Origin of the sequence: Amorphus sp. 3PC139-8 (assembly GCF_040750475.1) — a bacterium.
Lineage (GTDB): Bacteria > Pseudomonadota > Alphaproteobacteria > Rhizobiales > Amorphaceae > Amorphus.
Genome location: NZ_JABJVY010000033.1, coordinates 23,351 through 49,427, shown reverse-complemented (window position 1 = coordinate 49,427; position 26,077 = coordinate 23,351). Strand labels below are relative to the sequence as shown.

Sequence of the window (26,077 nt, the reverse complement as noted above, 5' to 3'; positions counted from 1 at the left end):
TCATCACCCATCTCAACGCCATCATCCGCGACGCCGAGACGGCCTGCGCACCGACCACATAGCAGACACGGTTGCTCGTTCCCGCGAAAGCGGGAATCCATAAGGCATCTGAGACAGAGAGATCGGACGCGCCGGTGGCTGGAGCCTGAGTGATAAGTGCCGGCCAAAAATACAGCCGACTCCCTATGGACTCCCGCTTTCGCGAGATTGGGCGGAGTGAAGGCGCCGCCGCTTCGGTTTTGCGTTAGCACCTGCAGAGTATAGGGCCGGATGAGGCTGGCTCGCCCATTTCTCAGGCGCTTGCGGCGTCCAACAGGGCCATCTCGTCGGCGGAGAGCGAAAGCTCGGCCGCCCGGAACAGGCTCTGAAGCTGGTCGATGTTGGTTGCACTGGCGATCGGCGCGGTCACGCCGTCCTTGGCGATGATCCAGGCAAGAGCCACTTCCGCGGGCTTGGTGTTGTGGGCGCCCGACACCTCGTCCAGGGCGGCGAGGATTTTCTGGCCGCGCGCGTCCATATATTTCTCGACCATTCGCCCGCGCGGCTTGTCCTCCAAATCGGCTGCGGAGCGGTATTTGCCTGTCAGAAAGCCGGCCGCGAGGCTGAAATAGGTCACGACGCCGATTCCCTCGCGTTTGGTGAGTTCCAGCAGCGGACCTTCCAGGACGGAGCGCACGGAGAGGCTATATTCCGGCTGGATCACCTGATAGCGGGGCAGACCCTTCTCCTCGCTCACCGACAACGCGGCTGAGAGCAGGTCGGCGTCGTAGTTGGACGCGCCGATCGAGCGGATCTTGCCGGCGTCGAGAAGCTTGGCATAGGCGCCAAGCGTCTCCTCGTGCGGCGTTTCCGGGTCTGGCCAATGGGAGAAATAGAGGTCGATATGGTCGGTCTGCAGCCGGCGCAGCGATTCGTCGACCTCCTTCAAAATCCAGTCCGCCTTCAGGCATTTCTTCCCGAGCCCCATATCGGAGCCGACCTTGGTGAAGAGGACGATCTTGTCGCGCTTGTCGGGGTTGGCGGCGAGCCACTTGCCGATCACGGTCTCCGATTCGCCGCCGGAATGGCCGGGCACCCAGCGAGAATAGCCGTCGGCGGTGTCGATGGCGTTGAAGCCGCGGTCCACGAATTGGTCCAGAATGGCAAAGCTCGTGATCTCGTCGGCGGTCCAACCGAAGACGTTGCCGCCAAACACCAGCGGCGCGATCTGAAAGCCTGTGGACCCGAGGGGGCGCAGTTGCATGGGAAATCTCCCCTATATTTTAAAATGCCGAATCCGGCGCGGGCGAAGCCGATGGCGATCTTGGTGCCCGCTCGTTCGGGAGCGAGCCTAACCGGAATTTGGGCGGTCGTCGCTAGCATGCCCGGTCGCTCGCGCATCCTGCAGACAGTCGGCGGGGTAAGCGCTAGGTCATGAACTCATAAATCCGCCCGGAACATTCGTATTTATGAGGCCATGACCTAGAGTATGTCCCGTTCAAATTGAATCGATCTGAACGAAATGGACTTCCTCAACCTATTGAATCTTAAGCTATTTCTTGCGTTCAGACGGAGCCGTCCGAGCGACAAGAAATGGTTCTAGGAGGTCGATTGGGTTCAGGCTCCGTGACGGGAAGTCCACTCGATCGTATGGAAGCGCTACCCTTCGCGCGGTGGATCGGTTAGGACGGTGCCGACCCCAACAAGCGGCGGTCGGCAACGTCCAGACGCGATCCGTCGATATGCCGCCTTCTTTGCGGGGCCCCGTAGCTCAGTGGATAGAGCACCGGCCTTCTAAGCCGATGGTCGCAGGTTCGAATCCTGCCGGGGTCGCCATTTAGTATGTGTGTCCGACCCGGAGGCATGGGAACGGAACGCACCTAAGACATGGGTGACATCCTCTCCGCCATCCGAAATAGGCTCTTTTGATCACGCTGGATTTCTGGGACCGTTGCGCGCACCAAAATGGTGATGGCGTCGATCCGACATCGGTCCGATCGACGCCGTCCAAAAATGCGTGAGGGAGAGCTTGCATGCCCATGGCCGCCTTCGATCAGGGTCTCGATCGCCGCATGGCGAATTTCGCGGCGCTGTCGCCGCTCGGCTTTCTGGAGCGCTCCGCCAGCGTCTACCCGAATCGGCTCGCCGTCGTGCACGGCGAGCGGCGCTACGCCTGGGCGGAGGTCTACGATCGCGCTCGCCAACTCGCTTCGGTGCTTGCCGATCGCGGTATCGGCAAGAACGACACCGTGGCCGTCATGCTCGCCAACACGCCGGAAATGATCGAGTGCCATTTCGGTGTGCCGATGACGGGCGCGGTCCTCAACGCCTTGAACATCCGCCTCGACGCGGCGGCGATCGCCTTCATGCTGGATCATGGCGAGGCGAAGCTCGTCATCTGCGATACGGAATTCGCCGGTGTGATGAGGGAGGCGCTCGACCAGCTCGGACGGTCGATCCCGGTTGTCGACGTGGACGATGCGCTTTGTGCCAAACCGCAGCCCCGGATTGGCGAGCTGGACTACGAGACGTTCATCGCAGCCGGGGACCCGGCGTTCGCTTGGGCACCGCCGGCCGACGAGTGGGACGCGATCGCGCTTAACTACACCTCCGGCACCACGGGCGATCCGAAGGGTGTCGTCTATCATCATCGCGGCGCCTATCTGACGGCGATGGGTAACGTGATGGCCTGGGATCTCGCGCACCATCCAATCTACCTGTGGACGTTGCCGATGTTCCACTGCAATGGCTGGTGCTTTCCCTGGACGGTCGCAGCCCTTGCCGGCACCAATATCTGCCTGCGTCAGGTGAGCGGGGAGGCCATCCTGAACGCGGTCCACGACGAGGGGGTGACGCATTTCTGCGGCGCGCCGATCGTGCTGTCGATGGTGGTCGATGCGGTCACCAGCAAGGGCGCGACCTTGCCGCATATCGTGAAGGTCATGACCGCTGCCGCGCCGCCTCCGGCCTCCACGCTGGAGGCGATGGAGCGCGCCGGCTTCGATGTGACCCATGTCTACGGTCTGACGGAGGTATACGGCCCGGCGGTGGTCTGCTCCTGGCACGAGGCGTGGGACGCGCTTCCGGTGGAGGAGCGGGCGCGGCTGAAGTCGCGCCAGGGGGTGCGCTACCACGTGCTGGCGGAGCTGAAAGTGCTCGATCCGGAAACGCTGGAGGAAGTGCCGCACGACGGCGAAACCATCGGTGAAATCATGTTCCGCGGCAATGTGGTCGCCAAGGGATATCTGAAGAACCCGACGGCCACCGACACGGCCTTCGGCGAGGGCTGGTTCCATTCCGGCGATCTCGCCGTGGTCCATCCCGACGGCTATCTGCAGATCCGCGACCGCTCCAAGGACATCATCATTTCCGGGGGCGAGAATATTTCGTCGGTGGAGGTGGAGGACGTGATCTACCGCCATCCGGCGGTGGCGGCGGTTGCCGTGGTGGCCAGGCCGGACGCCAAATGGGGCGAGACGCCGTGTGCGTTCGTGGAGCTGAGGGCCGGCAAGGAGGCGAGCGAGGACGATATCATCGCCTTCTGCCGGGAGCATCTGGCGCACTATAAATGTCCGCGAACGGTGGTGTTCGCGCCGCTCCCGAAAACCTCGACGGGCAAGATCCAGAAATTCGAACTCCGCTCCCAGGCCAAAACGCTGTCGTAGGCCCGTTCCGGCTAGGGCCTGCTCAGACGAAATCGTCTGAGCGATAAGAAATGGCTCCAGGATTAATACCTTCAGCATGTCCCGTTCAAACCGCTTCCGTTTGAACGGGACATGCTCTGGCGGGCTCGGAACGAGCCGGCATGACAAATTGGCCCGCCGTTCGGAAAGCGGGCGATCGAAAGCGGGAGAGGACTACTCTTCCTTCAGGCCGATCGCCATCGCGCCCTCTTCGGCGCCGTGATATTTGTAGGGCAGGAACTTGCCCGACATGACAATCCGGACACGGTCGCCCTTGGGATCGGGTTGGCGCTCGACCTCCAGGTCGAAATCGATCGCCGACATGATACCGTCGCCGAACTCCTCGTGGATATATTCCTTCATGGTGGGGCCGAACACCAGCATCGCCTCATAGAAGCGATAGAGGGTCGGGTCGGTCGGCGGAGTCTGGGCACCTTCGCAGCGCATCGGCACTTCGTTGAGAAGCTTTTCCTCCGACTTCGACAGCCCGAACAGCTTGGCCGCCTTTGCCGCTTGGGGTTTCGGCAGCTTCATGTTGCCGAGCAGGGCCGCCATGATGAAAAGCTGGGTGTAGCCACCGATCTCGTCGGCGATCTCTTTCCAGGAGAGGTCGTTGTCGCGTTTGTGGTCGAGAATCTTCTCGGTCAGCTCGGAACGTTTCATTTGCGCATTCCTTTTCGCTTGGCTGGGAGGTGAGGGGGAAGGATCAGGCCGTTCCCGCGGCGGCGGCGGCGGGTTCGGCGGCTGTGGGCGTGGCGAGCGAGCGGCGCGCCAGCATGTGGGCGCGCGGCTGGTTGACCGCGTCGACGGCGACGGGAACGCCCTCCTTCAGGTAGGTGACGGCAAAGCCGGCATCGCTCGGCGCGCCTTCAATGGCGATTTCGGTGTGGCCGTCGGAGAGCCCCGCGATCTGAAGCTTCACATGGTACTGGTCCGACCAGAACCAGGGCAGCGGGTCGTAGGCGACAGGTGTGCCGAGCATGGCCTGGGCCGCTGCCTTGCCCTGATCGATCGCGTTCTGAACGCATTCCAGGCGGATGGTCCGGCCATAGCGGGCGGAGGGGAAGGCTGCGCAATCGCCGGCGGCGAAGACATCCGGTGCCGACGTGCGGCAGCTGGTGTCCACCAGGATGCCGTTTTCGCACCCGATCCCGGCCGCGGCCGCAAGATCCGTGACTGGTTCCGCGCCGACCGCGAGAAGCACGGCGTCGCAGGCCAGCCGGTTTCCGTCGGAGAACTCGATCGCTTCCACCCGCTCCGCGCCGACGATCCGGCTGGGCAGCGTGGAGGTGCGGATATCGACGCCGTGATCGCGGTGCAGACCATCGAAGAAGGCGGAGACCTCGGGGCAGACCACCCGACGCAGAATTCGCTCCGCCCCTTCCAGCACGGTCACGTTATAACCGGCGACGCGGAGCGCGGCGGCGACTTCCAGGCCGATATAGCCCGCGCCCACGATCGCAAGTCGCATCGACGGATCGAGATTGGCCGCGATCCATTCCACGTCGGCAAGTTCGCGCAGATGGAAGACGCCGGCGAGGTCCGTCCCCTCGAGGGGAACCCGGCGGGCACGTGTCCCGGTGGTCAGAAGCAGCTTGGAATAGGCGAGGTGCTCGCCACCGGCGAGCGTCACCTCGCGGCGCTCGGGCGCAATGGCAGCCACCGCCTCTCCGAAGCGGGTTTGAATCGCTTTCTCCTGAAAGAAGCGGTCCGGCTTCAGCATTAGGCGATCCCGGCTCATCTCGCCTTTAAGAAAGGCTTTGGAGAGTGGCGGGCGCTGGTAGGGCGCGTGCGGTTCGGCGCCGATGAAAACGAGGTCGCCGTCGTAGCCGCCAGTGCGCAGCGTCTCCACGGCCTTCAGGCCGCACTGGCCGGCACCGACCACCAGGATAGGAGCGTCAGTCATGCGTGTCGGTCTGCCTTGGTCAATTGGGTGAGGTGCCAGGCCAGCGCGTCGAGTCGGTCCTGTCCGAAGAACAGTTCATCGCCGACGACATAGGTTGGCGACCCGAATATGCCCGCGGCGATCGCCTCCTCCGTGCTCTCGGAAAACGCGGCTTCGATCTCGGGCGTCTCGGCGAGGGCGAGTAGACGATCGGCGTCGAGGTCGAGGTCGGTCACGATCGCATGGAGCGTCGTCCAGTCGGAGATGTTGAGCTCTTCGGCGTAGATCGCCTTAAGGAGCGCGAAGGAAACGCGATGCGGGTCGATCCCGTCCGCTTCTGCGGCCAGGATGAGTTGCCCGGCCGGTGCGGAAGGCACCGGCCAGTGCTTCGGCTTCGGGTGGATCGGCAGCCCTGCGCGCTTTGCTTCGCGCGCAAGGTCTACGAGCCGGTAGGCGAGGCGGGCCGGCGGCTGGGCCGCCGGGGGAACAGTCCCGCTTGCTTTGAAGACCGCTGCGATATCCATCGGTCGGAAGCGGACGGTTGCCCCCGCATTCCGAGCGATCTCCATCAGCCGTGGTTCGCCCAGATAGGCGAATCCAGAGATCGGCGTATAGAAGTAACGGATTACGCTGGTCATCGCTGCAGCGTCATTCCGCTGGCTCGAGCGCTTTTTCGAACGGCAGGCCCTCTTCGATCGGAAGGGCGGGATCGCGCGACCACTCGTTCCAGGAGCCGAAATAGATCGAGACGTCGGTGATGCCGGCTTCGGCGAGTGCGACGAAGGTGTTAGAGGCGCGTGCGCCCTTGAAACAATAGACGATCACCTTGTCGCCCGGCGTGATGCCGACGGTCGCGAACTCCGCCTTCAGTTCGTCGGGCGTCTTGAACACCTGACCCGCAGGCGAGGGCTTCATCACCCGGTACCACTCGATCCAGACGGCCCCCGGAAGCCGGCCCTTTCGCGGGCAGAAGTCCTTGCCGTAGGGCGAGGAGGATTCGCCGATCCATTCGTCCACGTCGCGGACGTCGAGAAGGGTGACGGCCGGATCGTCGAGGGCAGCCTTTACGTCGGCCATGTCGGCAATCAGCGAGGCGCTGGCCGGATCGATAGGGAAGGTCGCGGGCGTCGGGGTCGGGGTTTCCGTCGACATCGGCAGGCCCTCGGCCTCCCAGGCCGAGACGCCGCCATGCAGGATGGCCGCGTTCGGATAGCCCAGATATTTGAGCAGGAAGTAGCCGCGACAGGACTGGCCGAAACCGGTTGCCATCGACTGTTCGCACAGCACGGCGGTCTCCTTGCCGGAGAGGCCGGTGCCGCCAAACTCGGCCGCGAATTTGTCCGTGAGCTCCTTCATGCCGTCCGGCGTGGAGGTGGCCAGATAGGTGAAGATGTCGTGGAGGTTCACGGCGCCGGGAGTGTGGCCGGCGCCGTAGGCCTCCGGGCTGCGCGTGTCGATCACGACGACGTCGCCGGCAGCCATCATGGCTTCAAGGTCTTTCGGAGAAACAAGCGTCTTGGTCATTCAAGTTCCCCTGTCAGGTGCGTGGTTTCTCTGGGAGGAAACGGGGCATTCGCCCTGGTTGGAGCTCCGGTATGTCGCGGAGCCCGAAATTGATCCGGGACTTTTGTCTCCGGTCAGGCCGCGCCGAGATCGGCCAGCATTTTGCGAAGCTGCTTGGTGGCGGGTGTGACGATGGCGCAGAAATAGGCCTCGCGCAGACGCCGCTGGGCGGCCCCCTCGGCGACGTAGCCGCGCGCGCCGCAATGGAGCATGGCATTGTGGGCGGCTTGGACGGCGGCCTCGCCGGCGGCAAGCCGGGCGCGGACCACCTCCACGAGATAATCTTGGCTGGTCTCGTAGGGTGTCGCGGCAAGCTTCGCGACGGTCTCTTCCATCGCTGCCAGCGTGTCGGAGAAGGATTCGGGCTGATCGGGCAGATAGCAGTTCACGTGGCCGAGCGGTTGGCGCATCTGCATCATCAAGTCTATGCAGCCCCGGATCATTCCGGAGGTCATGCCGGCCTGGAGCAGGATGAAGCCCGCGCGGATCTTGGGCAGATAGTCGTCGATCGGGTCGGCGAGCACGCGGGCGTCCGGAATGAAAGCCTTGCGGAACTGGACCGCGAAGGTGCGGGTACCCTCCAACGCGACGAAATGCTCGTTCTGGACGATGCGCACGCCTTCGGCCGCGCAATCGGCGACCGCCATGACCTTCTTGTCGCCATCGCCGGGTACGGCAAACACGATGCCGAGATAGTGGTCGTCGCCGAGATTGGAGACCCAGGGCAGGAGCCCGGTCACCGCGTAGCCACCTTCCACGCGCTCGGCCTTCAGCTTCAGCTTCTCGATCCCGTAGAAGCTCTTCATCGGGTTCGACAGGCCGGTGCCGCCGAGCGCCTCGCCGGCGGCCACGCGCGGGCCGAGCTCGTCCCGGATGGCGGTGTTGTCGGAATTGTAGATGTACCAGCCGAGCGCGTCCTGGCACCACATGCAGAACGATGTCGACAGGCAGTGCTCGCCGGCGATCGCCATCGCTTCGATGGAGGTGACGAGGTCCGGCGCCGCGTCGTCGAGGCCAGGCAGGTGGCTGCGATAGGCACCGGCTTCGCCGAAGGCGCGAATGGTGTCTTCCGGATAAACGCCGTCGCGGTCGATCGCCAGCACCTGCGGGGCGAGCTCCTTGCGGGCGATCTCTTTGACGGAGGAGAGGATGCCGGCGGGGCCGGCGAGCACGGCGGGGCCTTGGGCCGCGTCGGCGATGGTGAGCTCAGGAGTCATGGCGGTGTCCATCTGGTAAGGCCTGTCTCGGCATCCGTGCCGACCACTGGCCGGCACGGATGCGGTCTTTCCGCGCTCAGACGGCGGTGGCGACCATGTTCACGGGCCGCTTGAAGGTGTTGAACACCGGCGACCACTGGCACACGTGCTCGATCAGCGCGTCGATCTCGTCCTGCGGGCAGTCGGCTTTCATGTTCACCTTGACGCGCACGTCGGTGAAACCGACCGGCTTCTCGGTGACGTCGCCGGTGCCCCAGACCGCGGTGATGTTGAGATCGCCTTCGAGCTCCAGCTCGAGGGATTCAATCGTGATGCCACGATGGATGGCGTTGGCATGCAGCCCGACGGCGATGCAGGAGCCGAGGGCGGCAAGCGAGGCCTCCGACGGGTTCGGCGCGGTGTCGTCGCCGAGCAGGCCGGGCGGCTCGTCCACGATGTAGGGCTGCAGGTCGCGGATATAGTTGGCGTGCCGGAAGCGGCCTTCGGCCACGGTCTTGCACTTGAGCGTTTTGACCGCCTTGGGGTCTGCCTTGCCCTTGGCGATGAGGTCCTCCAGACCCGCTTTGTCGATCGGGGCCAGGCAGCCGGTCAGGGCCGTTGCGGGTTCTGACATAGTCGTCTCCTTCTTTCAGATTGGACGAAGCGTCCGTTCAGCGCGCGCGCACCCAGTTCAGCCGTCGGATGGCGAGCTGAAGCAGGCTGTCGAGCGTGAAGCCGATGAAACCAATGATGAGGACGGTGGCCGCGAGCCGGTCGTATTCCAGCGTGTCGCGGGCATCGTTGATGGCGTAGCCGAGGCCGGAGGTGACGCCGAGATATTCGGCCGGCACCAGCACGATCCAGGCGACGCCGAGGGCCAGACGCATGCCGGTCAGGATGTCCTGCGAAATCGCGGGCAGGATGATCACGAACAGCATGTGCCAGGGCCGGGCGCCAAGGTTGCGGGCAACCTTGAACCAGGCCGGGTCGATCCGCTTGAGCCCGGCGGCGGTGGAAAACAGTACCGGCCAGATGGCGGCGACCGCGATCAGAAAGATGATCGCCGCATCCCAGGTGGCGTAGACCATGACCGCGATCGGCATCCACGACAGCGGACTGATCATGCGCAGGAACTGGAACGGTACGTTGGTGATCTTGCGCGCCGTCTCGAACCAGCCGATCACCAGCCCCATCGGGACGCCCAGGCAGACCGCCCATAGCAGGCCGCCGCCGACCCGGTAGAGGCTCGGCGCGCTCATGTCGACGGCCTCGCCGGTGGTGATCATCCGCCACAGACTGGCGAGCGCCGGCGCCGGGGCGAAGTCGGCGAAGGCGAACAGGCGCGGGTTGTTGCGCACGGCCCAGGCGCCGAGCCACCATAGCGCCAGGAGAAGGGCGATGCCGAGGACGGCATAGAACAGCCCTTCGAGCGCCTTGCCCATGCGCTCCGCCGACCCGGGCGGCGGGCGCATGGTGAGCGAGACCGACCCGCCGGTCTCGCGCTCTGCGATGTCGCCGGAAGCCGTCACAGCGCCAGCACCTCTTCCCGGTTGAACGGATCATCCGGATTGACGGAGGGGTCGTTCTGCCAGTCCGGATACTTCTGCAGCGCGGCTTTCACGAAGTCGTAATTGACCAGGTCGTCGGCCACGAACTCCGGATCCAGGCCCTGCAGGAAGGTGGTGTCGCCGGCGACCAGGGTCTTGTTCATCTCCTCCACGATCAGCTTGGTCGCCGTCGGGTAGGGCCAGCCCTGGAAGTCGATGCGATGGTTGCCCCAGTCGGGATGCTTGATCGCGCCGTCGGCGAGATAGGTCTCGTCCTGGGCATAGTCGGTCATCGCCCGCTCGATCACGGATGCCGGCATCGGCAGATAGCCTTGGCCATCGCGCGACAGCAGCATCGCGGTGTCGGTCGGGTTTTCGGAGGCGTAGATCTGCGCCCTGACGAGCGCGTTCATGACCTTCTGAGTCCACTCCGGCTTATGGGTCGTGGTCTGCTCGTGCATGCAGATCACGCAGCAGGGATGGTTCTTCCAGATGTCGCCGGTGAAGCGCAGCACCCGACCACCGGCCTTCATCTCGCCCATGGCGTTGAACGGCTCGGCGACGATGTAGGCGTCGATCTTGCGCGAGGCGAGGGCGGCCGGCATCTCCGGCGGCGCCAGGATTTGCAGGTTGCACTCGTTGTCGGCGAGCGGCTCGCCCTGGCTCTTGATGACCGGGGTAACGCCGGACTTTCGAAGCGCGTACTGCAGCACGATGTTGTGCATGGAGTACCAGAACGGCACCGCCACCTGCTTGCCGCCGAGCTGGGAGAAATCCTCAATGCCCGTGTGACCGCCGACCACCAGCGCGGAACCGTTGGTGTGGGCCCAGGCCATCAGCTTGACGGGGAAGTTGTTGTTGTAGCGCATCCACACCGGGATGGGCTTCAACAGGTGGACCAGGTTGAACTTGTTGGCCGCGAACGATTCCACCAGCGGCGACCAACCCCGGATCAGGGTTGGACGTTCCGCTTCCAGGCCCTCGTCCTCGAAGAAGCCTTTGCCGTGCGCGACCAGGAGGGCGGTTGCGTCGGTGATCGGCAAATAGCCGATCCGCACCACATCGTCGTCCTGGGCGTAGGCCGGACGGGGCAGGCCGGCGGCGAACGAGCCCATCAGCGAAGCGAGACCACCTGCGGCGAGCATGTCCAAGGTCTGACGTCGGGTCACCCCTTCGGTTGCATCCGTATGTTCGCATCCGCAGAGCGCGTGGTGGTGGACGTGATCAGCCATGAAATTCCCCTCTTTTGCGATCTGGCGGGCGCTTACGCGCGGCCCTGGCGCGCGGCCGGCAGCGGTTCGGCGGCTTCGGTTTCGAGACGGTCGACATCGGCCATGGCGAGGCCCGCGGCGGCCTCGTAGGCGCGCACGAGTTCATGGCGGGCGGCGGCGAACTCCGGAGTGTTGGGAAGGCGCTCGCCGGCAATCGGGATCCCGATTTCCGCGGAGATCTCGCCGGGGTTGGCGCTCAGCACCAGCGCGCGATCGGCCATCATGACGGCCTCCTGGATGTCGTGGGTGACGAGCACCAGGGTGATGCCCATTTCCGCGGCGATCCGGCGGATGTCGCGCTGAAGGGCGTGCCGGGTGAAGGCGTCGAGGGCGGACAACGGTTCGTCCAGCAGGAGGACGTGAGGGTTGGGGGCCAGCGAGCGTGCCAGTGCCACGCGCTGCTGCTGGCCGCCGGACAGGTCCTGGACGTTGCGTTTGGCGAAGGCGGAGAGTTCCACCAACTCCAGCATCTCCGGCACCCGGGACTTGATCTCGCGCGAGCGGCCGGAAAAACGCAGCCCGAGCGCGACGTTCTGCTCCACCGTCATCCAGGGGTAGAGGCTCGGCGCCTGGAACATCATCACCCAATCCGGCGAAGGCGCCTCGACCGGCTCGCCCTCGATCAGGACCCGGCCATCTGCGGGATGCAGCAGGCCGCAGAGGATCTGCAGCAGCGTCGACTTTCCGCAGCCGGAGCGGCCGACGAGAACCAGGGCTTCGCCGGGCGTGACATCGAAGCTCATGTCGCGGATCGCGAGCGGACCACCGCGCCGATAGGCATGGCTGACGTGGTCGACCTGAATGTGTGCTCCGCGAAAGGCCATGCCTGAATTCCTCGATATCTCGACGGTAAAAACAAACCGGTCTGTTTCCATCCGGTCAATAGTCAAAAATTGTGCCAACTGCTCATGGATTATGTAAGCATCTGTAGATAAACAAGAAAATACGTTCTACATTCAAAGGCTCCGAGAGAAACCGGTTCCTTTTCTCTGCTTAAACAATAGGCTTCCGCTTAATTGTGCGCCGCGGTATGAGCAGTGGGAGAAGGTGCCTTTTCCAATTGATTAGGAAAATCAGCCGATTGGAACGTTGCCCAAATCGCGATCGAGGCGTATTGGATACAGATCGGTCCGTATCTGCCGACTCGTGTTGCCCGTGTTTCCGCCGCGTTTGCGCGCGTGGGAGCGACGCGCGGCCGATCGGTCTTCTGTCGCGATTGCCGCAGCCCGCGTGTCGGGGGTGGGGATCGCAAGCGGTTGACGTTGAGAGGGAACACGCATGACCGAGAAGCACGGGTTCGAACCGGTCTTCGGCGACACGCCGCGCGATAAGTTGGTGGAGGCGGCGTCGGTCTTGTTCTGCCGCGACGGCATCAGCGCCACCGGCGTCGACAAGGTCGTAGCGCTTGCCGGGACCGCCAAGACGACCCTCTACAAGTGCTTCGGCTCCAAGGAGGGGCTGGTCGAGGCGGTGTTGGACGCGGAAGGCCGCGCCTGGCGCACCTGGTTTTTGAGCGAGGTTCATCGCGCCCGCGGCGGCCCGCGCAAGAAGCTGGAGCGCATCTTCAAGGTGCTGGAGAGCTGGTTCGCCGCGAAGCGCTTCTACGGGTGTCCGTTCATCAATGCCGTCGGCGAGGGCTCGAAGGCGGACGACCGCATGCGCGAACTGGCGATTGCGCACAAGACGGTCGTGCTGGAGGAGATCGAGCGCTTGTCGCTGGAGGCAGGAGCGGCGGATCCGAAACGCCTGACCCATCAGGCGGCGATGCTGATCGACGGAGCGATTGTCACCGCGATGATCACCAAGGATCCTAAGGTCGCCCGGATCGCTGGGCAGGCGTTCGGGACCATTCTGGAGGACGCGCTCGGAAGCGAATCCAAGGAAGCGGCCTGACGGCCGCTTCCTGTATCGGCGCTAGAAGCGTGCGGTTCCGATCCCCATCCGTGCCAAGGTGGAGTCCTTGAGCCGGACATGGTGGTAGAGCGCGCCGGCCACGTGCAGCACGATCAGCGCAATCAGCAGGCGGGCGGCGATCCCGTGTGGCCCCCGCGCCGCAAGGCCCGAAAAGTCGAGCAGCGGCCCGCCGTCAATCAAGGCGGGTAGGGTGCCGGACAGGACCAGCATGGCCGCCCCGCTGAATGCGAGCGCAAGCGGAATGAGCTGCAACAGGACATGGGTCGCGGTCGCGACCGGCTTGGCCGGTCCGGCAAGCGCGGCCGGCCGCGTATCGGCGGACCACCACCACAAGAGCCGGACCACCATCAAGATCGCGGCCAGGATACCGCTGGCGGCATGGAGGGCGAGGGGGCCTGCACCTCCGGGTCCCAGGCTGTCGGCGGCGAACCCGGACGCCAAAGCGACGAGGAGGAGGACGGCGATCGTCCAATGCAGGGCGATCGCCACCACCCCGTAGCGCTCCGGGGAGCTTTTGATGCGCATGATCAGTTCTCCGAGGGCGAGGACGCGCCGTCATCCCGGCGCACGATCCGGTAAAGCGCCGGATTGACGCCTAGCCCTTCGATATCGGGGAAAATGTTCGCGTCCTGCATGCGCTTGGTCGCGACCATAAATGCTTCAGGGCTTTCCCAGGTCGCCACGTTGACGAGCGCGAACCGGGCATTCGGAGACACGGCGCGATGGAGTGCTGTGGTCACGTAGCCGGGCTCCTCCTTCAGAAAGTCTCGGGCCTTTTCCCAGGCGGTGATCACGCGCTCTTCCTGACCCGGAGGGATCTCGAACACGTTGATGAGGGTGACGTCGGCGGCGGCCGGTACGGCGGTGGCGAGCGTCGCGGCTGCCGCAGCGGCTGTGGACAAGGGAGAGCGGCGGGTCATGGATGTCTCCTTCGGCTATATAGATAGCAAGCTATATATAATTGAATAGCGAGCTATACAAGTGCACAAAGGGCGCATGGATTTTGACAAATGGACCTCTGCCGGCTATCTGGCCAACCACATGGCGCGCCTGTTCGCTCAGGGGATACACGCACGCATTCGGCCGCTCGGGCTATCGCCGGGAAATTTCCCGGCGCTGCTGGAGCTTTGGGTCAACGATGGTTTGACGCAAAAGGAACTGACCGAGCGGCTGTCGATCGAGCAGGCGACGATGGCGAACACGCTCGCCCGCATGGAGCGTGACGGCCTAATCCGTCGCACGCCGCATCCGGCAGACGGGCGCTCCCAGCAGATCTGGCTGACGGCGAAGGCTAAGGCGCTCGAAGCGCCCGCGATCGAGGCCGCGAAGGCGCAGAATAATCTCGCGCTCGCCCGGCTGGATCCGGCCGAACGCGCTCAGTTCGTCGCGATGATGACGACGGTAATAGAGACCATGCGGGCCGCCCAGGACGAAGCGGACGGACCGCATTGATCGGCGTGGCTGTTGTCTGGGTCAGTCGATGACGACGTAGACCGTGGTGTTGTTCTGGACCACAGGGCGATAGTAGACGCCGCCGCAGTGATAGGCGGCGTAGCCGTGATAGCGCACACTCGTACACCCCGCCGGCAGACGCGCGATCGTGCGGGTCGCCGGCGTGCCCGGCGCGACACCCACGCCCGGCGCTCCAACGCCGACGCCAGGTGTAAGGGCCGGGCGCACACCGGGACCCGGCCGTCCCACACCGGGTCCGGGATCGAGCGCGAGGGCGGTTGAAGCTGACGCGGTAAGCAGGACGGCGGCGGCAGCGAGGCGGGCAACACGAACATGGTGACGACGCATGGTCGACCCCCTTATGGGTTGAGGCGTTCCCAATATTTAGGCTGTGATCTTCGCCAATTTCCCCGTGTCACTCTACCGAGTGTTTGTAACAACGCGTCAGCACCTGTGGCGCCTGAGATGTGCTCCGAAGTTAGAGCCTGTCAGCGTTTCACGGAAACGCCGATCGGCTCTAACCCTTTGTTTTGACGCATGTCCGGACGGCCAACCGGTTTCCACTTGGCCTGGACATGCTCTAGAGGCTGTTGTGAACTTCGACTCGGGCTGCACCGGCCCTTTCTTCGACGCAGCCTCTATGCCTAGTCCATGACCTAGGGGCGGGCGCTAAAATCCCGACAGCAGTCCGCCATTTTGGATCACGACGACTTTCGAGCCCACGGAGGCGCGGCTGTAGAGATCCTCGACATCGTCGTTGAGCATACGGATGCATCCCGACGAGACGTTCTGACCGATCGACCACGGCTCGTTGGTGCCGTGGATGCGGTAGAGCGAGTCGCGGTTGCCTTCGTAGAGATAGAGCGCACGGGCGCCGAGCGGGTTGTCGACGCCGCCGGGCATGCCGCCGGCATATTTCTTCAGCTTGGGGTCGCGCGCGATCATCTCTGCAGGCGGCGTCCAGCTCGGCCATTGCGCTTTGCGGCCGACCTTGGTTTCGCCGGACCAGGCGAAGCCCTCGCGTCCGACGCCAACCCCGTAGCGGACAGCTTTGCCGCCGGGAAGCACGTAGTAGAGATAGTGCTTGTCGGTATCGACGATGATCGTGCCGGGCGCTTCGCCGGTGCGGAACCGCACTTCGGTGCGCTTATATTTCTGGGGAACGCCCTTGCGCCCGACGGTGCCGCGATCGAGCTGGGATGGGTTGTAGCTGATCCACGAGCTGCTCGCCGGATCGAAGATCTGCTCCTGGGCTGCCGCCGGGGCAAGCAACAGCCCGCCGGACACGGCCGCGGCGATTGCCAGTGTGGCGGCGGGGCGCGCGGCGCGGCGTGTCGTTACGGAAGAGATCATCGGCCAGCCTCTACATCCACATCCGGGGCGCACTTGATCAGGTGCGACCCGATACCATCATCGGACTCGTTGGATGCGAGTAGCACAACGGGCCGCAAAAAATACGGGTGACAGCCTCGTTTGCGCGCGAGAACGGAGACTGGACGAACACGATCCGGTGAGCGAACCGCGTGCCTCACGTCTCCGCGTCGCAAAGGCTGGCGCGCGACATCTGCGGGTTGCGCGATGCTCCTTCGATCAGCTCGGCTGGAACAGCGCTGCGCCTTGCTTCAGAACGATCACCTTGGTGCCGACCGGTGCCCGGGAGAACAGATCTTCCACGTCGGCATTGTTCATGCGGATGCAGCCGGACGAAACGTTGAGGCCGATCGACCAGGGCTCGTTGGTGCCGTGGATGCGATAGAGCGAGTCGCGCCCGCTTTGGTAGAGATAGAGGGCGCGGGCCCCGAGCGGATTTTCGATCCCGCCGGGCATGCCGGTGACATATTCGGTGAGCGAGGGATCACGTTCGATCATGTCCGGGGTCGGAGTCCAGCTCGGCCATTCCGCCTTGCGGCCCACATAGACCTCGCCGGACCAGCCGAAGCCTTCTTTGCCCACGCCCACGCCGTAGCGGATCGCCTGGAAATTCGGCAGCACGTAGAACAGGAATTTCCGGTCGGTGTCGATGATGATGGTTCCGGGAGGCTCCGACGTGCGGAAGGGAACCAGCTTGCGCTTGAAGCGCTCCGGCGTGACGCCGCGAGCGGTGGCGTCGCGGTCCACCTTTGCCGGATCGTAGACGATCCACTGGTTGCTGGAGGGATCGTAGATCCGGGAGGTCTGTTGCGCCAGTGCGGAAGCGGCAAAGCTGGCCGTGAGGAGCATGGCGGCGAAGGCGACAAGAAGGTGTCGTGCGGTCATGGCGTGTCTTTCCTCGGCTTATTCTGCGAGCCAGCGCGCCACCCGATCCGGGTTGGCTTCGATCCATTCGGCGGCGTAGGCATCCGGATCGCGGCGTTCCACGATCAGGGCGTAGGTCATATCCGAGATGGCGTCGGCCTCCAGGTCGAGATTGGAGAGGAGGGCGACCACTTCCGGTGCATCGTCGTCGAAACCGCTGCGATAGGCGGTGTGAATGAAGGAGACCGGCCACGCGGTCGCCGCGGTGGACTGCTCCAGCCAATCCGGAGTGTCTTCGGGCGTACGGATCACCCACTTGGTCGGATCATGCGGAGGCTCCTCCAGCATGACCAGATCGTGCAGCGCGAACATGTGGTGGGGTTCGTAGCAGTAGAACACGATCGGTTCGCCCAGCGCGACGGCCACGTCGAGGCCGGCCATGGCCACCGGCTCGTCGGCGGAGATCAGCGTCATGGTCTTGTCGTAGCCGTAGCTCTTGGCCCGGATGCGCTCCACGTTGGTGGAGTTCCATCCGTCGGCGCCGATCCAGATCTCGCCGCGCCCGTCCTGGTCGGTGTCGAGAAGGCCGGCCGTTTCGGGCTTGGTCAGATCCTCGACGGAATGGAGATCGTATTCTTCCGCAGCCACCTTTGTGGTGCAAAGGCCCTGGCGCGCGGGAATGCCGCGCGGCGCCAGCACCACGGAGTGTTCCTTGTCGACATAGCTGCGCACCTGGGCCCGGTAGTTCGGCAGCCAGACCTCCGGAAGGATGTCGACGGTGCCGGCATCGGCCGCGGCGAACAGCTCGGGCAGGGAGGCCTCCTCAAGCGTGGCGGTCTTGCCCAGTTTGGTCTCGACCAGCGCCTTCAAAAGATGGGCGGTGGCAATCGCTGACGGCCAGTTGGCCACCCCGATCACGATGTCTGCCGCTCGCCCCGGCACCGGCGCCGAAACGCTGGCGACGATCGCGACTGCCGCGAACGCGACGCGACGTAGGGTGCGCATGCGCATCCAAAGTCCTCCCTCTGTCTGGGGCTGTCCGGCCGGATCGCTCCAGGCCGTTAGCCGCAGCACGTGACGACGACCTAAAGCCGATTCCAAGTCTCAAGAGTATGAATTGAGGGCGCCAGGTCCAGTCTCGGATTGCTCCGAAAGCCGGCTTTCGCCCCCGTTCAAACGAATGTGTAGAGTGCAATCGCGGCGCTCTCAAAAAAAGGGCGCGCCGGCAAGCGCGCCCTTTCGCATTCGGTTCGAGAAGGGAGAGCGGGAAACGAAAACCCGCCTCCCGTCTTTCCTGACCCCGGCTTAGATTGCTTCCGGCTTCTGGAAGAGCAGGATGCCCCAGGCCAGATTGCCGGCATCGGCCGCCGTCACCCAGGCGTCGAGGCCCTTCAGCATGCGCTGCAGGTAGTCCTCGGCCGACAGCTTGACCAGGTTGTCGTAGTCGGCCTTCACCTCTTCGGCGACCCGGGCATAGTGAGTGCGCAGATTGTGGGTCAGCTCCAGATGCTCACCCTCGGTAAAGCCCGCTTCCCGCGCCAGTTTACGGTAGAGCGCAAACGAGCCCATGTTGTCGAGGTGCAGGCGATCCAGCACCGGCTGCAACAGCGCCGGATCGGACACCACGTCAGCCTGCATCGGATCGGTGAAGATGAAGCGGCCGCCGGGCTTCAGCACCCGGAACACTTCCTCAAACACCTTCCGCTTGTTGCCGGAGTGCAGGATCGCGTCCTGCGACCACACCAGGTCGAAGCTCTCGTCGGCCTCCGGGATGTCCTCGTAGGAACCGTGCTTCACCGTCACCAGATGGTCGAGCTTCTGCTCCCGGTTGAGCTGCCTGTCGCGCTCGTTCTGGATCTCGGAGATGTTGAGCGCGACGACCGGGGCGCCGTACTCGCGGGCGATCACCCGGGCCGAACCGCCATAGCCGGCGCCGATGTCCAACACCTTGGTGTCGGCGTCGACCTTGCCAGACTTCTCGCACATCTTGCGAACGGTGAGGTGGCTGGCTTCCTTGATGTCCTTCGTGGTCTCGTAGAGACCGACGTGGATGTCCTCGCCGCCCCAGATGTTGAAGTAGAACTGGTCGGCCGCCTTGTCGTCGTAATACGCCTCCGCCGTATCGGCCGCCGCCTGGGCGGTGTCGGCGAGGGTCTCGTCTTCCGGCTGACCGGCGTCCTCGATGAACGTCTTCTCCGCGACGTGGACGAAGAAGTCCGGATCGTACTCCTCATGGCTCTCCTGGAAGTCGCCATAGGTGCGGATGGTCTGGAACCCGGCCTCGCGCAGCAGCTTGCGCATATAGTTCTTCCGGATCGGGCACATATTCAGGTTGTACTGGGATCCGTCCGGGAAGGAATAGCGGAACCGGGTCAGACCGTCGTCCACATATTCCGGCTCGGCCACGACCTGGTCGCCGCAATAGTAGTATTTGTGCTGGGTGCTGAAGCCCTTGTCGAGAATGGCGTCATAGTTGCGCTGATCGAGGATCAGCACGCCATCGTGCTTCAGGCAGGCGTAGAACTCCGCAAGCGCCCGGCGACGGTCGTTCTCGTCGAACAGATGCGTAAACGAGTTGCCAAGGCAGATGATGGCGTCGAACTTTCCGTTGACGTCCTTGGAAAGCCAGCGCCAGTCCGACTGCACCGTCTTCAGGATGAGCTGGCGCTGCTTGCCGTTTTCGAAAGCGCGGGCCAGCATCGCGGCGCTGCCGTCACAGGTGGTGACGTCGAAGCCCGCCTCCAGCAGGCGCACGGAGTGGAAGCCCGTTCCGGCCGCCACGTCGAGCACGGTGTGGGCCCCGCGGGAACGCAAAACGTCGATGAAGAAGCGGCCCTCGCTCTCGGCGCGGCCCTCCCAGTCGATCAGCTCGTCCCACTTCTCCACGAACGACTGAATATATTCGGCCCGGTACTGATCGGTTTCGCGAACCGCGGTCGGGTCCTCGCCATACTGCTGTTCAGTGGCGACGAGCTCGGTGTTCTGTTCGGCTTTCTGTTGCATCGGTACGGTCCTTCGCTGTCCGGCCTCTTCGGCGATTGCAGGGCGCCGCGTGCGCTGAAGCGCACGACGCCAAATCGCTGACGGGCGGACGTTTTAGAATGTGCTGCGCAGGGGGCTGCGCAGCACGTTGGCGATTGTTCTTGTTTCGCTCCGGCAGCGCGGGTGCGCCGACAATCGGCGCGGCACTGGCAAATGTCTGGGCCGGCCGAGACGCCTGGCGCAGACGATCCGGCAGGCTGCCGGAAATGGGCGGCCCCGGAAGGAGGGTTCCATCCGGGGCCGCAAACTCCCTAGGAAGCGATCTTGACGCCGGCGTCGGCGGCCAGCGCCTCGGCTTTGTCGGTCTTCTCCCAGGAGAAGCTGTCCTCCGGGCGACCGAAGTGGCCGTTGGCGGCCGTCGGGCGATAGATCGGACGCAGCAGGTCCAGCATCTGGACGATGCCCTTCGGACGCAGATCGAAGTGCTCGCGCACGAGCGCGGCGATCCGGTCCTCACCGGTCTTGCCGGTGCCGAAGGTGTTGATGTTCACCGAGACCGGACGCGCGACGCCGATGGCGTACGCGATCTGGACTTCACAGGTGTCGGCCAGGCCGGCGGCGACGATGTTCTTCGCCACGTAGCGGGCCGCGTAGGCGGCCGAGCGGTCGACCTTCGTCGGGTCCTTACCGGAGAACGCGCCGCCGCCGTGACGGCCCATGCCGCCATAGGTGTCGACGATGATCTTACGGCCGGTCAGGCCGCAGTCGCCCACGGGACCACCGATCACGAAGCGACCGGTCGGGTTGATGTGGAACTTGATGTCCTGGTTGACGCCGAAGCTCTTCACCTCGGGCATCACGATCTCTTCGATGACCGCTGCCTTGAGATCCTCGTAGGAGATCTCTTCGTCGTGCTGGGTCGACAGCACGATGGTGTCGACATGGGTCGGCTTGTCGTTCTCGTACGCCACCGAGACCTGGCTCTTCACGTCCGGACGCAGCCACGGCAGCTTGCCGGCCTTGCGCACCTCGGCCTGCTTGGCGGTGAGGCGATGGGCGAGCTGAATCGGGAGCGGCATGAGCTGCTCGGTCTCGCGGCAGGCAAAGCCGAACATCAGGCCCTGGTCGCCCGCGCCCTGCTCGAGGTCGAGACCGGCACCCTCGTCGACGCCCTGAGCGATGTCGGGGGACTGCTTGTCCATGGCCACGAGCACGGCGCAGGAGTTGCCGTCGAAGCCGTAACGCGGGTCGTCGTAGCCGATGTCGCGGATCGTATCGCGGGCGATGTCGGTGTAGTCGATCTGCGCCTTGGTGGTGATCTCACCCGACAGGACAACCAGACCCGTGTTCACCAGCGTTTCGCATGCGACGCGCGAGTTCGGATCCTGCGCCAGGCAGGCGTCGAGCACCGCATCGGAGACGTTGTCTGCGACCTTGTCCGGGTGCCCGGCGCCGACCGACTCCGAGGTGAAAATGAAATTGCGTGACATCAGTCGTCCTTTTCCTTTGGTCTGTCGGCCGCGGTGAGGCGGATTGTGTCAGGCAAAATAGACGGCGCCACCAGTCACCATCGTGATGTCTGGTGTCGCTTGGGCGTAATAGAGCGCCGCTGCTCGCACAGGCCCCCAGTTACCGCGGCACGATTGTGCCTTATAAGGTTTCCACTTGCCCGGCGGGTGTTGGCCGTAGCTGTGCCACAGCGCGCTGAGAACATTCCGCGCCCCGAATTCCACGTTGGCGGAACTGAGCAAGCGTCGCGGTTAAAATAGGGATATCTGCTGAATTCTGAACCTACCAATTCAATTATTCTTGTGGTATACAGGTCGGCTATCCAGGTGCTCCCGGCTGCCCGATGGGCCCGTCAGCCTGCAGAATTCCCAGCCTTCTGAAGTGTTTTTCGTCCCCCCTTCGCTCCGCATCCAACGGGTTGGTCCGAACGGCCCTTAGGGACGGTCGGTGCGTTGGATACAACTCCGCATGTAAGGGGGAATGGTTCGTCGGCGATTGGGTTCCAAAAAAAAAATGGTTTTTTAGATCCGCCGCCGTCCAACCATGCGTCGAATTCAGGAAGCTAGACCCGTTCCGCTTTTCTCGGACTCACGGAGCGAGCCTAAGTTATTGTTTCGACATGTTTCCGAACGGCCAAGCGGTTTCCACTCGGCCTGGAAAACGCTTTAGAGCGATTCGCCGCCACCGCGTGAGCGCGACGGACAGCACGCAAGTGCGCGCATTCCGGCACTTTCGGCCTCTGTTCCTGTCGCTCCGGTTCTCGCGTCAACCGGACCCAGTTTTTGCGCGGAGGCTTATCTGGGGCCGCGCTGGGCATCCAGGCGGGCGAGGAACCATTCCAGCACCGAGCGCCACAAGCGATCGCGCAAAACCTGGCCTTCCACGTCGGTGTCGAGGTTGGGATTGTCGTTGATCTCGATGACCACCGGCCCTTTCGGTCCGACCTTGATGTCGACCCCGTAGAGCCCATCGCCTATCGGGGCTGCGGCGCGCAGCGCAATGTCGATCACCTCGGGCGGCGCATCTTCCACGGCGAAGGTCTTGAACCCGCCTTCGCGAGCGGCCTTGCCGTCCTCGTGCTTGATGATCTGCCAATGGTTCTTGGCCATCAGATACTGGCAGGCAAACAACGCCTGGCCGCCCAGGATCCCCACCCGCCAGTCGAACGCGGTGGGCATGAACTCCTGGGCGAGTAGCAGATCGGTCTCCTCCAGGAGCGCCGTCGCCAGCGTGCGTAGCTCCGCCTGCGTGTGCACCTTGTGTACACCGCGGCTGAACGATCCGTCCGGCACCTTCAGCACGAGCGGCAATCCCAGGAGTTCGGAGACCCGGGTGGCGTCCGCCACGCTGGCGATGACGCGGCTGTCCGGGATCGGCACCTTGTGGGCTTCCAGGAGCTCCTTGAGGTAGATCTTGTTGGTGCAGCGGATCATCGACGTCGGATCGTCGATCACCGGCATGCCTTCCTGCTCCGCCCGGCGGGCGAACCGGTAGGTGTGGTTGTCGATCGAGGTCGTTTCGCGGATGAAGAGCGCGTCGTATTCGGCGAGACGGTGGAGGTCCGACTTCTGGATGGGTTCGACCGCGATCGCCATGCGCTCCGCGACGCTGGCGAGCTGTTCCAGCGAGCGCCGGCTGGAGGGGGGCAGAGCCTCGCGCGGGTTTTGGAGGACGGCAAGCGTGTAGCGTGCGGGCCGGCGCGCCTTCGGATTGCGCCAGCGTCGACGCGTGTGCCGTTCAAGGCAGCTCGTCAAAAATGGCCGGTCTGCTGCGTTCAGGCTGTGGATAGGCGGCGTGCGCAGGCGCGTGATCTGAGCCCAGGGACCGGCGCCGACGCTGACTTCGATCAGGGGCGCCCGGTACCAGTCGAACAGAAGTGCAGCAAAGCGCTCGAATCCCGGACGATCCGGCAGGCCGAACCCGACCAGCAGGCGAAACGGGCGCTCCGGCGGTTCGCGCATCCGGTTGAGTTCGCGGTTCAAGGCGTCTTCGAGTTCCGGTAGGCTGGCGCGATAGAGCGCCTTGCGCGACAGCTCGATCATGGTGTGCACGGTCGGCAGCACCCGATGCCCGCGCGCCTCGGCCAGAAGCGAGGCGTAGTAGCCCGCGCTCTGATAGGCGTAGCTGCGCGACAGGTTGACCAGAATCGGCCGGCGGCCCTCGAAAATCTGGGGACGCGCAATGTAGTCGCGGACCGCGAGCACCTTATGGATGGTCTCGGCCTGATCGAAGTCGCGATACTGGTCGATGAGGATGACCCAGTCGCTCAAGAAGCCTCTCCCGGCCGGTGCGGTCGGCGTTTGTGACGGAAAACGCCCGGCCGAACCGGACGTTCGCAGACGAGCGACTTGCCGAATCGCAGGGCATCCTCGCCATCTTGATAGTAGGCCTTACGATGGCCGATCTGGCGATAGCCGAGTTTGCGATAAAGCGCGATCGCGGGCGGATTGTCGGCGCGTACTTCCAGTCGGATGACCTCCGCGCCCCGGCTGGCGGCTTCGCGTTCGGCGGCCGCCATCAGCATCGCCGCGATGCCGGCGCCGCGCGCTTCGGGACGCACGGCGAGGGAATAGACCCGTCCGGCGCGGGTGTTGCGGCGGAAAAGAACCAAGACCGAGCCGGCGAGTCCTTGTGCGGTCTCCGCGACCAAAACGCTCGCGCTCGGGCGCGCGATCAGCGTGCGCAGGCTGCGTCGCGACAACCGGTCGCTGGCGAAGCTTGCCTGCTCAAGCGTTTCCAGAGCGGGCAGATCCGCGATGCCGGCCCTTCGGATCGTGACGCTTGGCGGGGTGATCGGTGCAGCGGGGTCGGAGAGGGGGGAGGTCATCGCAAAAAGACCCGTTAGAAGGCCGAGCGGGAGAAATTGCGGCCGCAGTCAATGATTTGGGGTTGCGCGCTCGGCGCACCATATCGAGGCCTCAAGAAAATTGCAGTGCGGGGTCGGCTGGGATAATGAGACCGCCACGGCGCAGCCGCCGGTTCGGCAGGCGACGCGGAAGATGACAGGATTCATGGCCAACGACGATCAAGACCTCGGACGGTGGGAGCGTCCCCTCGGCACGTCCAGCGACCGCTTTGCCGCTTGGGGCAGCACGCTCATCAAGGACCATGGCGTCTTCCGGCTCATTTATCGCAATCGCCATCGGGTGAGCGAGGAGCTGTGGCGTTCGTCTCAGCCGATCCCCTCAGACATTCGCTGGGCGCGCCGGCGGGGGGTGCGTACGATCATCTCGCTGCGCCACTCGTCCAATTTCGGCGCCTGGCCGCTGATGCGCGAGACCTGCGAAAGTAAGGGCCTGAACCTGGTCAACCTGCCGCTGTTTTCGCGCGAGCCGCCGTCGCGGGAGGCGGTGCACTTCGCCAAGGACCTATTCGAGCAGATCGAATATCCGGCGCTGATGCATTGCAAATCCGGCGCGGACCGGGCCGGCATGGGCTCAGCGCTCTATGTGCTTCTGCGCAAGGGGGGCAACGCCGACGCCGCCATCCGTCAGCTCAACTGGCGCTTCGGCCATTTCAGCTTTGCCAAGACCGGCGTGCTGGATGCCTTCCTGAAGCGTTTCAAGAGGGAGGGCGAGGCGCAGGGGCTGTCATTCCTGGAATGGATCGACACCCGCTACGATCGCGAGGCGCTGCTGCACGAGTTCCGCTCCAACTACTGGGCGGATGTGCTGACCGACAAGATCCTGCGCCGGGAATGAGATCGGCGCGGAACGCGGCCGCTCGGCGGGTGGGGAAGAGGGCGCAGCCGGCATGGTGATTGCGACCGACGAGCCGTTGCGCATCCTGGTGTTCGCCAATTTCGATCGGCGCCGGCGGCAGACCTTCTACTACAATGTCGAGCAAAAGCTTTATCGCGGGCTGATCCGGCTCGGCCATCTCGTGCTCGGCTTCTCCGACCGCGACACCGCCCGCGAACTGGCGCCGCTTCCCGGCAAGCGCTGGGGCGTCGGGCGCATGCACAAGCGCTTTCTGGAAACGGTGACGCATTTTCGGCCGCACGTCGTCTTGATGGGCCACGCCGATTTGACCGGGCCGGAGGTCTTTGCGGCGATCCGCGAGCGCGCACCCGGGGTGCGGATTGCGCGTTTTTGCGTCGACGATCCTCAGGTCAACAAAGCCGCCGTTGCTTCCTTCGCGAGGCAGGCGGCACTCGCGGACATGGGGTTCATCACCTCCGCCGGCAGCGACGCGCTTGCGGAAATCGTCGAACGGCCGGGCTCGATCTCCTATCTTCCCGCAACGATGGTCGATCCGGCCGTCGAGACGGGGCGCGTGTTTGAGGTGCGAGCGGCAGATCTCGCCTGGGATGGCGTGTTTCTCGGCACGGGTCGGCTCGGTCGGGCGGCCCAGCTCGACTATCTGAAGAGCCATTTGCCCGAAGGCTTTCGCTTCGAGATCGGCGGGCGGGCGGCGACGGGCGTTCAGCTCCGCAGCCTGGAATTTTACGAGACGCTGGCAAAGGGGGCGATGTCGCCCTGCCTGCCGATCGACGACCGTGTGCCGTCGCTGCGCTACTATGCCTCCGATCGGATCGGCCAGCTCCTAGGGATTGGGTCGGCGACCTTCACCCATGCCCCGGCGCAGTTCGAGGATCTGCTGGAAGACGGTGCGATCACGTTCCAAGGGCGGGAAGATCTGGCCGAGGCGATGGCGCGACTTTGGCGCGACGATGCGGAGCGCCGCAGGCGGGCCGAAATCGGTTGGCGGCTGGCGCGCGAACGCACGCCGAACTGGCGCGTTGCCCGCTATCTGCTGGAGGCGCTGTTCGCCGACGGCTACTCGGAATTTTACGAGTGGCCGACCGAGCCTCTGGCGTGAGCGCCGGAAAAGGCTTTCTCTTGCCTCAGAGCGTTTTCAG

General features: G+C 64.3%; 25 protein-coding genes and 1 tRNA gene. 6 read left to right on the top strand and 20 right to left on the bottom strand.

Annotated elements, in window-relative coordinates:
- Positions 1-292 precede the first annotated feature (292 nt).
- On the bottom strand, positions 293-1,243 hold the full coding sequence (locus HNS03_RS22710; RefSeq protein ID WP_367198341.1) for an aldo/keto reductase: 951 nt from the start codon (positions 1,241-1,243) through the stop codon (positions 293-295).
- A gap of 496 nt (positions 1,244-1,739) precedes the next feature.
- On the opposite strand from HNS03_RS22710, the gene HNS03_RS22705 reads away from it, so the two are divergent.
- Positions 1,740-1,815 (top strand) — tRNA-Arg (locus HNS03_RS22705).
- A gap of 203 nt (positions 1,816-2,018) precedes the next feature.
- Positions 2,019-3,644 (top strand): acyl-CoA synthetase, encoded by a 1,626-nt coding sequence (locus HNS03_RS22700; protein WP_367198344.1) that lies wholly within the window; start codon positions 2,019-2,021, stop codon positions 3,642-3,644.
- Between the two features lie 192 nt (positions 3,645-3,836).
- Here HNS03_RS22700 and cynS read toward each other — a convergent pair whose 3' ends face one another.
- The 9 genes from cynS to HNS03_RS22655 form a co-directional block, all read right to left on the bottom strand.
- Positions 3,837-4,325: a cyanase gene (cynS, locus tag HNS03_RS22695; protein WP_367198340.1), complete on the bottom strand. Its 489-nt coding sequence runs from the start codon at positions 4,323-4,325 to the stop codon at positions 3,837-3,839.
- 43 nt (positions 4,326-4,368) lie between these two features.
- A complete protein-coding gene (locus HNS03_RS22690) occupies positions 4,369-5,568 on the bottom strand; it encodes an NAD(P)/FAD-dependent oxidoreductase (protein ID WP_367198339.1) in 1,200 nt (399 codons plus the stop codon).
- Positions 5,565-6,185, bottom strand: a complete 621-nt coding sequence (locus HNS03_RS22685) for a 2-hydroxychromene-2-carboxylate isomerase (RefSeq protein ID WP_367198338.1) — start codon at positions 6,183-6,185, stop codon at positions 5,565-5,567. Before HNS03_RS22685 ends, HNS03_RS22690 begins: the two co-directional genes overlap by 4 nt.
- A gap of 10 nt (positions 6,186-6,195) precedes the next feature.
- Entirely contained in the window at positions 6,196-7,071 is an 876-nt protein-coding gene (locus tag HNS03_RS22680) for a sulfurtransferase (protein ID WP_367198337.1), read from the bottom strand.
- 113 nt (positions 7,072-7,184) lie between these two features.
- A complete protein-coding gene (locus tag HNS03_RS22675; protein WP_367198336.1) occupies positions 7,185-8,327 on the bottom strand; it encodes an acyl-CoA dehydrogenase family protein in 1,143 nt (380 codons plus the stop codon).
- A gap of 76 nt (positions 8,328-8,403) precedes the next feature.
- Entirely contained in the window at positions 8,404-8,940 is a 537-nt protein-coding gene (locus HNS03_RS22670; protein WP_367198335.1) for an OsmC family protein, read from the bottom strand.
- 37 nt (positions 8,941-8,977) lie between these two features.
- Entirely contained in the window at positions 8,978-9,835 is an 858-nt protein-coding gene (locus tag HNS03_RS22665; RefSeq protein ID WP_367198334.1) for an ABC transporter permease, read from the bottom strand.
- Positions 9,832-11,085 carry an ABC transporter substrate-binding protein gene (locus HNS03_RS22660; protein ID WP_367198333.1) on the bottom strand — a complete coding sequence of 418 codons (1,254 nt, stop codon included), beginning with the start codon at positions 11,083-11,085 and terminating at the stop codon, positions 9,832-9,834. Before HNS03_RS22660 ends, HNS03_RS22665 begins: the two co-directional genes overlap by 4 nt.
- Positions 11,086-11,117: 32 nt before the next feature.
- Positions 11,118-11,948 (bottom strand): ABC transporter ATP-binding protein, encoded by an 831-nt coding sequence (locus tag HNS03_RS22655; RefSeq protein ID WP_367198332.1) that lies wholly within the window; start codon positions 11,946-11,948, stop codon positions 11,118-11,120.
- Positions 11,949-12,402: 454 nt separating this feature from the next.
- On the opposite strand from HNS03_RS22655, the gene HNS03_RS22650 reads away from it, so the two are divergent.
- Complete coding sequence (locus HNS03_RS22650; RefSeq protein WP_367198331.1) at positions 12,403-13,017, top strand: TetR/AcrR family transcriptional regulator; 615 nt, start codon at positions 12,403-12,405, stop codon at positions 13,015-13,017.
- A gap of 21 nt (positions 13,018-13,038) precedes the next feature.
- Here the strand turns inward: HNS03_RS22650 and HNS03_RS22645 are convergent, their stop codons facing one another.
- Together HNS03_RS22645 and HNS03_RS22640 are read right to left on the bottom strand one after the other, a co-directional pair.
- Positions 13,039-13,563, bottom strand: coding sequence for a cytochrome b (locus HNS03_RS22645; protein ID WP_367198330.1), 525 nt, complete (start codon positions 13,561-13,563; stop codon positions 13,039-13,041).
- A 2-nt stretch (positions 13,564-13,565) separates the two neighbouring features.
- On the bottom strand, positions 13,566-13,958 hold the full coding sequence (locus tag HNS03_RS22640) for an antibiotic biosynthesis monooxygenase (RefSeq protein ID WP_367198329.1): 393 nt from the start codon (positions 13,956-13,958) through the stop codon (positions 13,566-13,568).
- Positions 13,959-14,034: 76 nt separating this feature from the next.
- On the opposite strand from HNS03_RS22640, the gene HNS03_RS22635 reads away from it, so the two are divergent.
- On the top strand, positions 14,035-14,490 hold the full coding sequence (locus tag HNS03_RS22635; protein WP_367198328.1) for a MarR family winged helix-turn-helix transcriptional regulator: 456 nt from the start codon (positions 14,035-14,037) through the stop codon (positions 14,488-14,490).
- 21 nt (positions 14,491-14,511) lie between these two features.
- On the opposite strand, the gene HNS03_RS22630 is transcribed toward HNS03_RS22635, so the two are convergent.
- The 8 genes from HNS03_RS22630 to HNS03_RS22595 all read right to left on the bottom strand — a co-directional run bounded on the left by HNS03_RS22630 (position 14,512) and on the right by HNS03_RS22595 (position 24,043).
- Entirely contained in the window at positions 14,512-14,838 is a 327-nt protein-coding gene (locus HNS03_RS22630; protein ID WP_367198327.1) for a hypothetical protein, read from the bottom strand.
- A 321-nt stretch (positions 14,839-15,159) separates the two neighbouring features.
- Positions 15,160-15,843: a L,D-transpeptidase gene (locus HNS03_RS22625; protein WP_367198326.1), complete on the bottom strand. Its 684-nt coding sequence runs from the start codon at positions 15,841-15,843 to the stop codon at positions 15,160-15,162.
- A 237-nt stretch (positions 15,844-16,080) separates the two neighbouring features.
- Positions 16,081-16,710, bottom strand: coding sequence for a L,D-transpeptidase (locus HNS03_RS22620; protein ID WP_367198343.1), 630 nt, complete (start codon positions 16,708-16,710; stop codon positions 16,081-16,083).
- Between the two features lie 54 nt (positions 16,711-16,764).
- Complete coding sequence (locus tag HNS03_RS22615; RefSeq protein WP_367198325.1) at positions 16,765-17,736, bottom strand: glycine betaine ABC transporter substrate-binding protein; 972 nt, start codon at positions 17,734-17,736, stop codon at positions 16,765-16,767.
- A 294-nt stretch (positions 17,737-18,030) separates the two neighbouring features.
- Positions 18,031-19,728: a methyltransferase domain-containing protein gene (locus HNS03_RS22610; RefSeq protein WP_367198324.1), complete on the bottom strand. Its 1,698-nt coding sequence runs from the start codon at positions 19,726-19,728 to the stop codon at positions 18,031-18,033.
- 290 nt (positions 19,729-20,018) lie between these two features.
- On the bottom strand, positions 20,019-21,197 hold the full coding sequence (gene metK, locus HNS03_RS22605) for a methionine adenosyltransferase (protein ID WP_367198323.1): 1,179 nt from the start codon (positions 21,195-21,197) through the stop codon (positions 20,019-20,021).
- 813 nt (positions 21,198-22,010) lie between these two features.
- Positions 22,011-23,486: a RimK family protein gene (locus HNS03_RS22600; RefSeq protein WP_367198322.1), complete on the bottom strand. Its 1,476-nt coding sequence runs from the start codon at positions 23,484-23,486 to the stop codon at positions 22,011-22,013.
- The gene (locus HNS03_RS22595) at positions 23,483-24,043 is read right to left on the bottom strand and encodes a GNAT family N-acetyltransferase (protein WP_367198321.1); all 561 of its coding nucleotides are present in this window, start codon (positions 24,041-24,043) and stop codon (positions 23,483-23,485) included. The genes HNS03_RS22600 and HNS03_RS22595 overlap by 4 nt, the downstream gene beginning before the upstream one ends.
- Positions 24,044-24,215: 172 nt before the next feature.
- Here HNS03_RS22595 and HNS03_RS22590 point away from each other — a divergent pair, with 172 nt between their 5' ends.
- Both HNS03_RS22590 and HNS03_RS22585 read left to right on the top strand, forming a co-directional pair.
- Positions 24,216-24,917 (top strand): sulfur transferase domain-containing protein, encoded by a 702-nt coding sequence (locus HNS03_RS22590; protein WP_367198320.1) that lies wholly within the window; start codon positions 24,216-24,218, stop codon positions 24,915-24,917.
- Positions 24,918-24,969: 52 nt separating this feature from the next.
- On the top strand, positions 24,970-26,037 hold the full coding sequence (locus tag HNS03_RS22585) for a glycosyltransferase (RefSeq protein ID WP_367198319.1): 1,068 nt from the start codon (positions 24,970-24,972) through the stop codon (positions 26,035-26,037).
- Positions 26,038-26,077 lie beyond the last annotated feature (40 nt).